At 40.2% G+C, this 13,618-nt stretch carries 13 protein-coding genes and 2 pseudogenes; all 15 read left to right on the top strand.

Annotated elements, in window-relative coordinates:
- Positions 1-72: 72 nt before the first annotated feature.
- Positions 73-1,191: pseudogene (locus tag IEU71_RS08835) on the top strand (PTS transporter subunit IIC); the annotation flags it as partial.
- A gap of 33 nt (positions 1,192-1,224) precedes the next feature.
- Entirely contained in the window at positions 1,225-1,530 is a 306-nt protein-coding gene (locus IEU71_RS08830; RefSeq protein ID WP_004913450.1) for a PTS sugar transporter subunit IIB, read from the top strand.
- A gap of 10 nt (positions 1,531-1,540) precedes the next feature.
- The gene (locus IEU71_RS08825) at positions 1,541-2,179 is read left to right on the top strand and encodes a 3-keto-L-gulonate-6-phosphate decarboxylase UlaD (RefSeq protein ID WP_004913453.1); all 639 of its coding nucleotides are present in this window, start codon (positions 1,541-1,543) and stop codon (positions 2,177-2,179) included.
- 2 nt (positions 2,180-2,181) lie between these two features.
- Entirely contained in the window at positions 2,182-3,048 is an 867-nt protein-coding gene (locus IEU71_RS08820; RefSeq protein ID WP_004913457.1) for an L-ribulose-5-phosphate 3-epimerase, read from the top strand.
- Positions 3,048-3,767: an L-ribulose-5-phosphate 4-epimerase gene (locus tag IEU71_RS08815; protein WP_004913461.1), complete on the top strand. Its 720-nt coding sequence runs from the start codon at positions 3,048-3,050 to the stop codon at positions 3,765-3,767. The genes IEU71_RS08820 and IEU71_RS08815 overlap by 1 nt, the downstream gene beginning before the upstream one ends.
- 309 nt (positions 3,768-4,076) lie before the next feature.
- A pseudogene (locus IEU71_RS08810) lies at positions 4,077-4,954 on the top strand (XRE family transcriptional regulator).
- A gap of 16 nt (positions 4,955-4,970) precedes the next feature.
- Positions 4,971-5,717, top strand: coding sequence for a hypothetical protein (locus tag IEU71_RS08805; protein ID WP_004913469.1), 747 nt, complete (start codon positions 4,971-4,973; stop codon positions 5,715-5,717).
- Between the two features lie 246 nt (positions 5,718-5,963).
- On the top strand, positions 5,964-7,820 hold the full coding sequence (locus IEU71_RS08800; RefSeq protein ID WP_004913471.1) for an FAD/NAD(P)-binding protein: 1,857 nt from the start codon (positions 5,964-5,966) through the stop codon (positions 7,818-7,820).
- Positions 7,820-9,055: a metal-dependent hydrolase family protein gene (locus IEU71_RS08795; protein WP_004913473.1), complete on the top strand. Its 1,236-nt coding sequence runs from the start codon at positions 7,820-7,822 to the stop codon at positions 9,053-9,055. The genes IEU71_RS08800 and IEU71_RS08795 overlap by 1 nt, the downstream gene beginning before the upstream one ends.
- A complete protein-coding gene (locus tag IEU71_RS08790) occupies positions 9,052-9,861 on the top strand; it encodes an HAD-IIB family hydrolase (RefSeq protein WP_004913475.1) in 810 nt (269 codons plus the stop codon). The genes IEU71_RS08795 and IEU71_RS08790 overlap by 4 nt, the downstream gene beginning before the upstream one ends.
- Positions 9,862-9,914: 53 nt before the next feature.
- On the top strand, positions 9,915-10,781 hold the full coding sequence (locus IEU71_RS08785) for an NAD(P)-dependent oxidoreductase (RefSeq protein ID WP_004913477.1): 867 nt from the start codon (positions 9,915-9,917) through the stop codon (positions 10,779-10,781).
- A gap of 99 nt (positions 10,782-10,880) precedes the next feature.
- Positions 10,881-11,945 (top strand): BMP family lipoprotein, encoded by a 1,065-nt coding sequence (locus IEU71_RS08780; protein ID WP_004913479.1) that lies wholly within the window; start codon positions 10,881-10,883, stop codon positions 11,943-11,945.
- Between the two features lie 114 nt (positions 11,946-12,059).
- A complete protein-coding gene (gene rpmH, locus IEU71_RS08775; RefSeq protein WP_002816117.1) occupies positions 12,060-12,194 on the top strand; it encodes a 50S ribosomal protein L34 in 135 nt (44 codons plus the stop codon).
- 128 nt (positions 12,195-12,322) lie between these two features.
- Complete coding sequence (gene rnpA / locus IEU71_RS08770; RefSeq protein WP_004913483.1) at positions 12,323-12,673, top strand: ribonuclease P protein component; 351 nt, start codon at positions 12,323-12,325, stop codon at positions 12,671-12,673.
- Positions 12,670-13,521: a YidC/Oxa1 family membrane protein insertase gene (locus tag IEU71_RS08765; RefSeq protein WP_004913485.1), complete on the top strand. Its 852-nt coding sequence runs from the start codon at positions 12,670-12,672 to the stop codon at positions 13,519-13,521. The genes rnpA and IEU71_RS08765 overlap by 4 nt, the downstream gene beginning before the upstream one ends.
- Positions 13,522-13,618: the final 97 nt, after the last annotated feature.

Raw genomic sequence — 13,618 nt, 5'->3', positions numbered from 1 at the left:
TTTTAGACAATTACCATTAAAGGCGCTGCGGCTTTTTTATTCAAGTGTTCGGTTTAATTTTACAATCTACCATATACAAAATTACGTGCTGTATTTACAACTGGAAATGTTCAGGTACAGCAAGCAGCAACAGCGTTTTGGATTTTACTATTTGCGATTCCGAGTCTTGGACGAATTGAAGTTTTGCTTGTTATGGGTGTGTTGCTTGGCTTATATTGGGCTGTTGGATCTAACATGACAATCAAGCCAATTCAAAGACTTACTGATGGTGGCGGTTTCGCAATTGCCCATCAGCAAATGTTTGGGATTGCATTGGTAGCATGGTTAGCAGATAAGATGAGTTCTTCTGAAAAAAAGAAGAACAAGCCATCTTCTAAGCGCTTGGAAGATATTACTTTACCTGGTTTTTTGAAAATATTTAATGAGAATATGGTGGCCACCGCGATATTAATGTTTCTATTCTTTGGCATCATTATGTTCGTACTAGGAGAAAACTATTTCCATCAACTATTCATTACTAGTAAAGGGGCCTCTGGCTTAGCTCAAGGTGCGAGCTTCTTCTTCTACATTCTCACAACATCCCTTGGCTTCGCTGTTAACTTAGCAATTTTGCAACTGGGTGTTCGAACATTCGTTGGGGAACTAACTGAAAGTTTCACTGGTATTAGTGATACGATCCTACCAAATTCTGTACCTGGTATTGATGTTGCAGCGACATTTGCCTTTGGTGAACAAAATGCTGTGACAATTGGTTTCTTGTTTGGCGCATTAGGACAATTTTTAGCCATAGGGGCACTGATGATTTTCCACTCGCCAACTATTATTATTGCCGGATTTATTCCGTTGTTCTTCGATAATGCCGTGTTTGGTGTTATTGCCAACAACCGAGCTGGTGCTAAAGCAGCCATGATTTTGCCATTTTTCTCAGGCATTATACAAGTTGCTGGCGCAGCCCTAATCTCAACTTGGATTGGTATGTCAAAGTTCGGTGGTTACTTGGGTATGTTTGACTGGGATACTGTTTGGCCAGGATTCACAGTTATCTTGAAGTATCTAGGTTACTTCGGTGTTGTCGTGGTAGCTGCAATTCTACTTCTAATTCCACAACTGGAATATCGTAAGGATCCTAAAAATTATTTCTTGATGGTTGAAGATTATGATGCCTATAAAGAAAATAAGGGTCTTGAATAAAAAATTAATTTGCTTTAATAAAGGAGAATAATAATGAATATTTTAGTTTCTTGCGCTAATGGTTCGGGTACAAGCTTGATGATGATGAAAAGTGTTGAAAAATCAATGAAAAAGCTTGGCATTCCGGTATCAAAAATTAACCACACAAGTATTGCCGAAGGAAAGTCAACGGCAAGCCAGTATGATGCCGTTTTCACACCACTTAACTTTGTGGACATGTTTGAAGATGCCGCAAAAAAAGGCGTGACAGTGGTCGGTGTCAAAAATGTTATGAGTGACAAAGAAATCACCCAACGAATTGTTGACGAAACTGATTTTGAAGAGAAATACAAGAAGTGAGGATAAAAAAATGACGAAGCCTAATCTACAAATTGCTTTAGATCAAAATACATTAGCTGATGCTGCAAGAATTGCGCATTTAGCAGGGCCGATTGTTGACATTGTTGAAGTTGGCACGATTCTTGAATTGCAGGCGGGACAACAGGCCATTAGTGTTTTACGAGAGATGTTTCCTGATAAAATTATTGCATCTGATACCAAGTGTGCGGATGCTGGCTCAACAGTGGCGCAAAATTCAAAAGACGCCGGAGCTGATTTGATGATAGTTATTGATTCAGCAACAATTGCTACAATGAAATCTGCAAAGTCGGTTCTTGATGGGATACAGGTTGAATTGTACTCAGCATGGAATTGGGATTTGGCTGAAAAATGGCAACAAATCGGTATTGAACAAGTCATTTATCACCAGAGCAGAGACGCCTTATTGGCTGGTGAAGTATGGGGTGAAAAAGACCTTAACATTGTTAAAAAGTTCATTTCAATGGGGTTCAAAGTTTCTGTGACTGGGGGCCTTAATTTAGACACGATTAAATTGTTTAAAGATGTGCCAGTGTATACATTCATTGCTGGTAGAGCCATTACGGGTCAAGATGATCCAGCAGCTGCTGCACAAGCCTTCCAAGATGAAATTGGAAAGTACTGGGCATAACGATGGCGCGATTGGGCATTAATGAAAAATCCTTACCGTTCCAACTATCATGGCGGGAAAAATTGGCATTTGCTAAGCAGCAAGGTTTCTCTTTTATTGAATTATCAATCGACGAAAGTGATGAGCGTATTGCGCGCCTAGATTGGTCGGACAATGACATATTTAGCCTACTAAAAAATTCGTATGAATCGGGTGTTTCAATCGACACAATGATGCTATCAGCATTACGTAAATTTCCTCTAGGTTCACAAGATCCTATCCTTTATGATGCGGCATACAGTATGTGTCAAAAAGCAATTATCTTAGCTAAAAAATTGGGAATAAGAAATATTCAAATTGCTGGATATGATGAGTATTATCATGCCAAAACAGCACTCACCCGTGAGAATTTTATTGAGAATTTACAGCGAGTAGTTGATTTTGCAGCGGCGAATCAGGTTATGATTGCGATTGAAACGATGGACGATGACTTTATTAATTCAATTGGAAAGATCAGAAAAATCAAACAAAATATTTCGTCACCGTGGCTGCAGGCCTACCCTGATATCGGTAATATTTCAGCATGGCCGCAGGTAAATCCTGGGGAAGATTTGACTGATGGATTTGAAAATATCGTTGCTGTTCATGTCAAAGACACCTTGGCTGTGACAGAAAATACACCCGGTAAGTTTAAAAATGTGCCGTTTGGAACAGGTAATGTTGAATTTTTAGGATTATTTAAAACATTGAAGCGGCTTGGTTATCAAGGCACATTTACGATAGAGATGTGGTCAGAACGAGACAAAGATTGTGTTGACCAAGTCAAAAAAGCACACGATTTCATTCTTGAATTATTGACCCAAGCAGGTATTTTAATAGAGGTAGTATGATGTTAGAAGAACTAAAAAATGAAGTATATCAAGCAAATATGTCTTTGCCTAAATTGGGATTGGTAACATTTACTTGGGGTAAAGTGTCGGGAATTGATCGTGAAAAAGGACTATTTGTGATTAAGCCATCTGGTGTTGCCTATGAAGATTTGAAGCCTGATGATATGGTAGTGGTTGATTTAGATGGTAACGTTGTGGAAGGGGATCTAAACCCTTCTAGTGATACACCGACACATGCCTATCTGTATCGGCATTTCAAAAACATTGGTGGCATTACGCATACACACTCACCATGGGGCGTTTCCTTTGCTGCTGCTCAAATGGATATTCCTGCTGTTAGCACGACGCATGCAGACACTTTCTATGGTGATATTCCGTGCACGCCAGCTTTGAGCCAAGAAGAAATTCAATCAGCTTATGAGTTAAATACAGGAAAAGTCATTGTGTCAGAATTTGAGCAAAGGCAGATTGATCCTGATGCGACACCTGCTGTTCTAGTCAGCCAGCATGGACCATTTACATGGGGCGTCAATGCCTCAAAGTCTGTATATAATGCTAAAGTATTAGAAGTTTCAGCAGAAATCAGTTATCATGCGCTGCAATCGACGCGTTCGGATATTCATGTGCCCCAATACTTACTTGATAAGCATTATTATCGCAAGCACGGCGTAAATGCTTACTATGGGCAAAAAAAAGCAGTTTCTGTTAATCATAGTTAATTCATGTCGCAAAATACCCCAAAAGCATAATAGCTTTTGGGGTATTTTGTATGCAACCGTGTTTGTCAAAATCTTAAAAGTCAATATAAACTGACCAAAAATAAAACCTAATAAATGAGGGCGATTATGCTAAGGGAAACGATAAAAAACACCCAGTTTTCGATTGATAATACGGTGCAACTAACGGTTGCGACCTCCGCAAAAAAGTCTATACACGACTTTTGTGAGAAAATGTTTATTGACTAAATTGTTCATGTATAATCATTTTTATCAGCTGATGAATCAAGATCACGGAGAATAATATTAAGTATGGAAAACATTTTCAAATCGCAGTTAAGCGCCTTGCGGCAAAAAAAGCACTTGTCACAAGAATTGTTAGCACAAAAATTATTTGTCTCTAGACAATCAATATCTAAGTGGGAGAATGGAGAATCAGAACCTAACATTGATAAGTTGATTTCTATTTCAGAAATATTTTCGGTCAACTTAGATTTTTTACTTGCTGGTCATACACACGGCGATGCTTTAATATTGGAGCTGAAAAATTTAAACAAATCATTCAAAAATCCTGTTTTAAAGGATGTCAATTTATCTATTTATGGTAGAGATCGTATCGCTTTGTTGGGCAGCAATGGATCAGGTAAAACAACAATTGTTAATACGATTTTGGGCAATATCATTCCAGATAAAGGTAGTGTCGTTAAACATTTTAATGCGCAAGATGACCTCAGTGTTATGACGCAAGAAAACTGTTTGATTGGGTCTTTAAAGGTACGTGAACAAATTGCTTTATCTTTGAAAATATATGATGCCTACTCAAAGATCAACATAGACGCTATGCTCAAAAAATTTAGACTTACCGAGCAATCTGAAGTGATCGTGGATCAACTTTCCGGCGGACAAAAACGGCGTTTAGCATTACTTTTAACATTAATTAAACCATCAAAACTGTTGATATTGGATGAACCAACAGTGGGCATGGATTTAGAGTCAATTGATTTATTTTGGGATTATTTGGATCATGTGGGTGGCAGTGTTGTCACCCACATGATTTCAATCAAATTGATAACTACTTTACACGCGTCGTTTTACTAAAAGATGGTGTGATTAAGTCAGATGAATCAGTTGCCAATATTCACTCTAATAATCAGACGATTGAACACTGGTATCGTCTCATGAATCAATAATTAAAGGAGCTACTTAATGATTACTTGGATAGAAATCAAAGATACATTCAGAAATAAACGTTTTATTTTGTTTACAGTCGTTTTCCCATTGGCGTGGTATTTAATGATGTTAAGTGTTTTTAACGGCGCGGCACATCATTCGGTCAATCGTTATTTGTGGTTTACAATTGCTGCGATAATCGGTATTTCGGGTAATTCTGTTGTGACTTTTTCCAAAAAAATATGTGATACCTATCAGTTTTATAAATTACAATCTCAAACTTCGCATTATAGTATCAAACGTTGGATAACAGATCAGTTTATCGTGCAAGTTATTTTGAATGCCTGTATCGTTTTTGTTATCTTAGCTGCTGGCGTCTTATTTAAATCTTTGTTAATTAATTTGAGTTTAGTTATGTTAGTTATTTTGCTACTCATAATGGGGCTATATTTAAATGCAATTGGATTTTTAATCGGTATTTATATGGATCAAAAGACAATCGCTGCGCTCAGTATGCCGTTAAGTATGGGATTTGGCGTTTTGATGATTCGCTGGGATACCGTAACGGCCGCTAACGGTATCTTGATAAAAATAATTTCGATTATGCAGCAATTTTTCCTCGGCTACTATATTTTTGACTATATTAAAAAAATTGAACAAAGCCAATCAGTCAATCAATCCCTATTTAAATTTTTGTTGAGTGTTTTAGTGATTGCCATTCCGTTTATCGTTATTTATTTGAAAAAACAGCAATTGGTAGCACGAAACCATGTTAAAAACTAAGCCTCTCTGCTGAATAAAGGTAGCCTCGAAAGTGAAAAAACTTGCGAGGTGTTTTTTATTTTATAATTCTAAAGCGTTGTCTTCATCAAGTTCTCGTCATAAATTAAGACGATATATTTTCAACAGAGACAAGTAAAGACCGTACTTTGAAAATAACCGGTTAAACCATTATAATAGTGAGTGACTAATAATAAATCAGTATTGAAACCTTAGTTAGGTTGATTTGATACGCTGGGGAGAATATAAATGCAAGTAGCAATCATTGGTGCCGGTCCGCGCGGTTTAGCGGTAGCTGAGCGCCTTATTAATTTGGATGACAGTGACAATCAACTTGATGTACAAATCTTTGATCCTTACGCCATCGGTGGTCGTGTTTGGGACCCCGCAATCAAACAAAATAACTTATTTTTGATGAATACAGTCATTGACCAAGTGACACTGTTCAATGATGATTCAATTGAAAACGGTGGCAAGCCTTTTTCAGGACCAAGTCTCTTTCAATGGTTAACCACCGAAGCGAGTGATTTTATTGCACAACACCCAGAATTTGATAGTGCCTATGCGAATGAAATTTTGCAGCTGACACATACTGGTGATTTCGCAACGCGTGGTATCATGGGCATCTATGCGGCTTGGTTTTTTGAATGGTTAAAAAGACGTGTCAAAGGAAATCAAACGCTTAATTATACGAAACAAACTGTGGCCGATTTAGTTAAAATTGGGACGAAATTTCAAGTGACACTAGGTGATGGGACACAGATACTAGCAGATCAAGTCGTCATGGCATTGGGTCACTCTGATGATGAATTGACACCTGAGGAAGCTGATTTTAAGGCATTTGCCGATGAACATCACTTGCCTTATATTGGACCAACCCATCCATCAGAAGCTGATTTGTCAGGTTTGACAGAAAAGAATCGCGTGATTATACGCGGGTTGGGATTGAGCTTTTTTGATTATTTAGCGGCACTTTCGATTGGCAAAGGTGGGACTTTTGTCCGTGATGATTCCGGAGAGTTGATTTATCAACCATCTGGTCGTGAACCACATATCATTGCTGGTTCACGCGGTGGTTTCCCGCTACATGCGCGGGGTGTCAATGAAAAAGACGCTAGTGAGTTATACCAGCCAACTTTCTTTACGTTACCTGCTCTTGACGCGCTACGCGCTGCTGGCGACGGTAAAATGTCTTATGAGGCTTTTGAAAGTTTAGTGGTTAAGGAATTAACCTATAAACACTTGCTAAATCGCATTAATAGTGGGCAAAGTAATCTGACGTATGATCAATCTGAAGCACTTAAAGTGGCATTGTTAACGAGTGGTGACTTGAATGCCACAGCTGCTGAATTTGGTTTGAGTGATATACCATCATTAGATATTGATTTGGTACGTAATCCAGCTCGTGATTTACCACATGATGCGGATTATCGCACTTGGTTACTATCGCATTTGGCTGCGAATATTGCTGACGCACGTTTGGGCAATAAATCAGCACCATTTGCTGGTGCGTTTGACATTCTGCGTGACATGCGTGATCGTGTACGCTATGTTGTGGAACATGATTATTTCTCAGTTGATGATTATGAAAAGTTTTTGACCAAATTCCGTCCGTTGGACGTTTTGGTATCAGTTGGACCACCATTACTACGTGTCGAACAACTTCGTGCGTTGATAAAAGCCGGTATTGTCGATATTACCGCCTCACAAATCAAGGTGACAACCGAGGACGGTGAGTTTGTTGCACGAGATAGCCGACAACAAGAATACCACGGGAATGCCTTAGTGGAAGCAAGATTAGGTGCAACTAACATGGCAATCGCGGTCAACCCCATTTTAGTTAATTTGCGTGATAAAGGGACACTCGTTTCGCCAACCTTGGTCCGCCAAGATGGGACAAGTTGGACATTGGGTGCTGCTAATATTGATCGCCAAACATTAGAAGTCATTGATGCAAATGGGGATCACATTCCCAATTTGTACTTGTATGGCATTCCTGTTGAAGGTAAAAAATGGTTTGGTACTGTGATTCCTCGTCCGGGTGTTAACACGGTGATTTTGCGAGAAGGTGCTGTCATTGCACAACGCATTTTGGAGAACTTGTAATGGCAAAATTATTTACAAATGCGCGACTATACCAAGAAGATGAACAGGTTTTTAGACCAAACGCATGGTTCGTGGTGGCGAATGATCATATTGTTTCACGTGGAACAAATGATGTGCCAAGTGATTTTTCAAGCTTAGAAACAATTGATTTGCAGGATCACTATGTCATGCCAAGCCTGATTAATACGCATGTGCACATTGCTAATCGCGTATTTCCTGTTGGTGCTAATCAGTTGGTCAAAACTGATGAAGAACGGATTCAAAATGGTTTGGCAAATCTTCAAACGTTGCAACAAAATGGTGTAGCGTTTGCTCGAGCATTAGCAACGACAAATGATTTAGATATTGACATTGCCAAGCGGGCTGAGCAACAAAACTTGATTGGCTTACAAACTGCTGGGCGTGCAATTACAACAGTTGGTGGTCATGGCTCAAAGCAAGGGATCGTGGTTGCAACGCCTACCGAGATGCGGGCTGCCGTGCGTGGTCATTTTCTAGCAGGTGTTGATAACATCAAATTGTTTGCCAGTGGCGGCATTGCTTTTAGCCCTGATGAACAACCTGATGATGTGCAAATGTCATTTGAGTTAATACAAGCAGCTGCTCAAGCAGTTCATGAAAAATCTCATGCTCGTTTGGCAGTCCACGAAGAAGCGCTTGAAGGCGTTAAAATTGCCTTGCGCGCTGGCGCTGATGGCATTGAACATGCTTTTGATGCTGATGATGAAGCGATTAATTTGTTTCTTAAAACGGGTGCAACACTGACGCCAACGCTGATAGCACCCTATGTAATTGTCAAACGTGGGGATGGCATTTTACCAGAATGGATGGTCAAGACAGCTTATAAATGGGCGCCGCGACACATGCGCGCTTTAGGTCAATATGCAAAAGCCGGTGTTAAATTAACACTTGGGACAGATGCCGGATCACCGCTCAATGGCTTCAATGATACGGCGTTAGAGGCGCAATTGATGGTGATGGCGGGTGCAACACCGGCCCAAGTCATACAAGCGGCTACAATTAATGGTGCTGAATTATTACATATTGAATCCGAATATGGGCACCTAAAAGTAGGCGCTTTGGCCAATTTTATCGTCATGGATCAGTCTCCGCTTGAAAATATTACTGCGGTAAATTTGCCAACCGTTTATTATAAAGGTAAACTAGTGTCAGAGGCACCAGACCGTTCTGGTGAATTAGAATACCCATTGAATAAAGGAAGCTTGGACTATTGACAATTCAGCTTATTGCAACTGATTTAGATGGTACGTTTTTGACAGATGACAAGAAGTTTGACCAAACGTTATTTCGGCGTGTTTTGAGTCAATTGAAACGTCAAAATATTGCTTTTGCCATTGCAACTGGCGTTCATCAAGAGCGAATCAACGTTATTTTTAAAGACTTTTTGAATGAACCGATTAATTTTGTGACTAATAACGGTGCGCGTGTCATTAAAAGTGATGGTTCAGTGCTGTTTTCAAAGGCTTTGTCGGTGAAGACGTTAGCACGCATTCAAGATTTTTTAGCCCACTATGATGTTCAACCCGATCGTGGTTTGGTCTTTTCGACTGATGAGACGGCTTATTTGCCACAGTATGCCGACATTCAAAATAGTGAACGTTATTTCAAATTTTTTAAAAATATTGTTCGCTTTGAAAATGTCACAGACATTCCGGAGCCAATATATAAAGTAACAATGAGCTGGCAAAACTTTGATGAATCTCAATTTTATCGTGACGCGCGGCTTGCATTAGGCGCTGATGTCCACATTACGGAAACGGGGACTGGTGCGATTGATATTATAGCGGCTGGGGTTAATAAAGCCGCAGCTCTCAACATTTTAGCAGAAAGCCACGGCATTGATATGGCAGATGTTGTCGCTTTTGGTGACGGTGGCAATGATGTTGAAATGTTATGCGCGGTTGGGCAACCGTTCAAAATGCCAAACGCACGCATCACGGGTGATTATCAAACAGCAGTTGATGATAATAACAACAGCGGTGTGTTGAAAACAATTCAGAAGATAACGCATTTATCATAAAAAAGCATTGCAGTTGTGCAGTGCTTTTATAATACCTGTAAGGAGGCATTATTATGGCATTAGGATTTATTGGCACTGGCGTGATGGGAACGGGCATTATTAATAATTTGCTCAAAGCTGGATATCATGTCACGGTTTATAATCGCACCCAATCAAAGGCAGATGAAGTGATTAGTCATGGCGCCGTATGGGCGGATACACCAGCAGAAGTTGCCCAACAAGCCGATATTGTTTTTAGTATGGTTGGCTATCCGCAAGATGTTGAAGATGTTTGGACCCGAGATGATGGGATTTTTGCCGGTGCTAAACCGGGTACTATTTTAGTGGATATGACCACTTCGACGCCACATTTAGCTGAACAACTGGCACAGACTGGTGCGGATTTAGGCTTTAAAGTCTTAGATGCACCAGTATCTGGTGGTGATATTGGTGCGAAATCCGGCACCCTAACTATTATGGTTGGTGGTGAGGCTGATGTGTTTGAAGCCGTTAAACCTGTTTTTGAAAGCATTGGGCAACAAAATGTGCATGTGGGTACTGCCGGTAAAGGGCAACATATGAAGATGAGCAATAATATTGGTGTTGCCGCAACCGTCATAACAATGGCAGAATCTTTGGTGTACGCTAAAGCAGCTGGCTTAGATTTAGAAACGGCTTATAATGTTTGGCGTCAAGGGGCTGCTGGTTCTTGGTCAATTGATAATTACACGCCACGTGTATTAAAAGGCGATTTTGCTGCCGGATTTTATGCCAAACATTTGCTCAAAGACTTAAGAATTGCACTTGATGCCGCCAAAGAAATGGATATTGACCTCCCTAATACAGTCTTAGCAGAAAAATTGTTTGCAAAATTAAGTGTCGATCATGGGGATGAGGGCGTACAAGCAATTGTGAAATTGTGGGCGGCATTCTCGTCATAATTTGTTGCATTTTTAGTAAATAGTTGCTAATATGGTAGACAGTGTGTCAACACAAAATTTTCTATGTATACCGAGAGATACATAGTCGGAGGATATGATATGAAACGTTCTACCTTAGTCGGCGCAGTTGTCGCCGCTGTTGCAGTTATTGGCATTGGTGCCGCGGTTATCACCAACAATCAGGCTAGTAAAAAGGGCGCTTATAGTGTAGCGCTAGTGACTAGCACTGGCGGTGTTGATGATAAGTCTTTTAACCAATCCGCTTGGGCTGGTATTAAAAAATACGGCGAACAAAATGGGCTCAAACAAGGTGTTAATGGCTATTCTTACTTTGTGTCAAACGATAGCTCAGAAATTAAGTCTAACTTGCAACAAGCTGTTAAGGCCAACTACAAATTAGTTGTTGGTATTAGTTTTATGGGTGGCCCAGCAATGAAACAAGTTGCCAAAGCCAACCCTAAGACGCAATTTGCCATGGTTGAAGCAGAAGTACCATATAAAAACGCTGTTTCAATTATGTTCAAATCGGAACAATCATCTTATCTAGCAGGTGTTGCTGCCGCAACAGCCTCAAAAACAGGTAAAATTGGGTTTGTTGGTGGTGTCAAAGGTGAGGTGTTAAATCACTTTGAAGCCGGCTTTAAAGCCGGTGTATTGGCAACTAATCCTAAGGCAACATTTGTTTCACAGTACGCCAACACATTTACGGATGCGGCTAAAGGTAAGACAATTGCTGCTGCAATGTATGCGAGCGGTGTTGATGTGATATTCCAAGCTGCTGGTGCAACTGGTAACGGTGTTTTTGCTGAAGCTAAGGCTGAAAACCAAGCAACTACTGCAGACAAAAAAGTTTGGGTCGTTGGGGTTGATATGGACCAAAAAGCTGATGGTAACTACACTACCAAAGATGGCCAAAAGAGCAACTTTACGCTAGCGTCAGCTATCAAACGTGTTGATAATGCAGTCGTTTTGGTGGCTAATCAAGGTAAAAAAGGTAACTTCCCCGGTGGCAAAACAGTTACTTATGGCTTGAAAGAAAAAGGTGTCGATATTGCACGTGACAGCATGCCAGACAATGCTTGGCAAGCAGCACAAAAAGCAAAACAACAAATTTTAGCTGGCAAAATTTCAGTGCCAACTGATCCTACAAAAGTTAAACAATAATTAAGGCTAAGTCTAAAACTTTGATTTACTTGTGCTTGGCTTGAATTCATGGTATGATTATTAGCGAATTGCAAAGTTTTTGCAGGTAAAAATCGCGATTGGAGGTGAACACACATGAAGCGTACATACCAACCAAAGAAGCGTCATCGTGAACGCGTACACGGATTCCGTAAGCGTATGAGCACGAGCAACGGTCGTAAAGTTTTGGCTCGCCGTCGTGCAAAGGGCCGCAAGGTTCTATCTGCCTAACAAGGTCGCTGCTCTGCAGTGGCTTTTTTATTTACAAGTTGAAGCTGATACCTGTACTCAGGCAGCTTTGGCAAATCTAATTTTGAATGCGGGTCAACCGCGTACATAATAGGGAGCCGCGTCACGTTATGAGAAAAACATTCCGTATAAAAAAGCCAGAAGAATTTCAACAGGTTTTTAATAAGCATCATTCGGTAGCGAATAAGTATTTTATCGTCTATCAAATGGCTAAAACTGACCAAAAGCACTTTCGTGTTGGTTTATCTGTTAGCAAAAAAGTCGGTAAGGCCCATGACAGAGTGTGGGTAAAGCGGCGCATACGACAGAGTTTATTAGAATTAAAACCACAAATGCCTCAAGAGTTGGATTTATTAGTGATTGCGCGACCAGCCGCCGCACATCAAAGTCAAAAGTTCTTAAAAGAGCAGATGATTCATGTGTTAAAATTGGCTAAGATATTGAAAGAAGAGAATGCATGAAACGTTTTGAGAATATTTTAAAGAGTATTTTAAAGAGTATTGGCCCTATGCCATTAGTGATGTCAGTTGTGGCATTGGGTTTGATTATTGTTTCTGGCTTATCCTATGATGGACAAGTTGCGTCCCATAGTTTTTGGAGTGCCATTGTTGCCGTCTTCACCCGTGCCATCTTAGGCGCATCAAGTTGGTTTGGTAACAATTATGGTATGGGTATTATCCTGTTCACGATTTTCATTCGCTTCTTGATTTTGCCATTGATGGTCTATCAAGTCCGTTCCATGATGAAAATGCAAGTGGTCCAGCCAGCATTGAAGGCCCTGCAAGCCAAATATCCGGGGAAAGATACGGAAAGTCGTCAATTAATGATGGCGGAACAGCAAGCATTATATAAAAATGCTGGCGTTAATCCATTCGCCTCAATGCTACCATTGATTGTTCAAATGCCAATTTTGATTGCGTTGTACCAGTCAATCTGGAATTCACCGGTGTTGCGATCAGGTAAGTTTTTATGGTTAGAATTAGGTAGTAACGATCCGTACTACATTTTGCCAGTATTGGCTGCATTATTCACCTTTGCTTCATCATGGTTGTCAATGCAATCCAATCCAGACCAAAATGGGATAACTAAGGCAATGCCTTACCTATTCCCAGTGATTATCTTCTTCTCAGCCTTGGCAGTGCCTAGTGCATTGTCACTTTACTGGGTTGTGGGTAACGCTTTCCAAACTGTACAAACGTTCTTCTTGCAAAACCCATTCAAAATTCGTCGCGAACGAGAAGCAGCTGTGGCACTTGAAAAAGAAAAGCAACGTAAAATTAAAAAGGCACGTCGCGGTAAGCGTAAGTGATACTCAAAAAGGCAACCAAATGTGAAGTGAACCCCAATAGTTGGACAAAATAAAATTAATTAACTAACAGACTCAGTGGTGAGTTGTCGATATTGAA

The sequence above is a fragment of the Leuconostoc falkenbergense genome, assembly GCF_014634805.1.
Taxonomy (GTDB): Bacteria; Bacillota; Bacilli; order Lactobacillales; family Lactobacillaceae; genus Leuconostoc; species Leuconostoc falkenbergense.
This window is presented reverse-complemented; position numbering and strand designations above follow the sequence as displayed.

What these genes read in the sequence shown, in the direction of transcription:
- IEU71_RS08820 (WP_004913457.1), top strand. Translation starts at nt 2,182, where the DNA reads ATGGCGCGATTGGGCATTAATGAAAAATCCTTACCGTTCCAACTATCA.
- IEU71_RS08825 (WP_004913453.1), top strand. Translation starts at nt 1,541, where the DNA reads ATGACGAAGCCTAATCTACAAATTGCTTTAGATCAAAATACATTAGCT.
- IEU71_RS08805 (WP_004913469.1), top strand. Translation starts at nt 4,971, where the DNA reads ATGATTACTTGGATAGAAATCAAAGATACATTCAGAAATAAACGTTTT.
- rnpA (WP_004913483.1), top strand. Translation starts at nt 12,323, where the DNA reads ATGAGAAAAACATTCCGTATAAAAAAGCCAGAAGAATTTCAACAGGTT.
- IEU71_RS08765 (WP_004913485.1), top strand. Translation starts at nt 12,670, where the DNA reads ATGAAACGTTTTGAGAATATTTTAAAGAGTATTTTAAAGAGTATTGGC.
- IEU71_RS08800 (WP_004913471.1), top strand. Translation starts at nt 5,964, where the DNA reads ATGCAAGTAGCAATCATTGGTGCCGGTCCGCGCGGTTTAGCGGTAGCT.
- rpmH (WP_002816117.1), top strand. Translation starts at nt 12,060, where the DNA reads ATGAAGCGTACATACCAACCAAAGAAGCGTCATCGTGAACGCGTACAC.
- IEU71_RS08830 (WP_004913450.1), top strand. Translation starts at nt 1,225, where the DNA reads ATGAATATTTTAGTTTCTTGCGCTAATGGTTCGGGTACAAGCTTGATG.
- IEU71_RS08780 (WP_004913479.1), top strand. Translation starts at nt 10,881, where the DNA reads ATGAAACGTTCTACCTTAGTCGGCGCAGTTGTCGCCGCTGTTGCAGTT.
- IEU71_RS08815 (WP_004913461.1), top strand. Translation starts at nt 3,048, where the DNA reads ATGTTAGAAGAACTAAAAAATGAAGTATATCAAGCAAATATGTCTTTG.
- IEU71_RS08795 (WP_004913473.1), top strand. Translation starts at nt 7,820, where the DNA reads ATGGCAAAATTATTTACAAATGCGCGACTATACCAAGAAGATGAACAG.
- IEU71_RS08785 (WP_004913477.1), top strand. Translation starts at nt 9,915, where the DNA reads ATGGCATTAGGATTTATTGGCACTGGCGTGATGGGAACGGGCATTATT.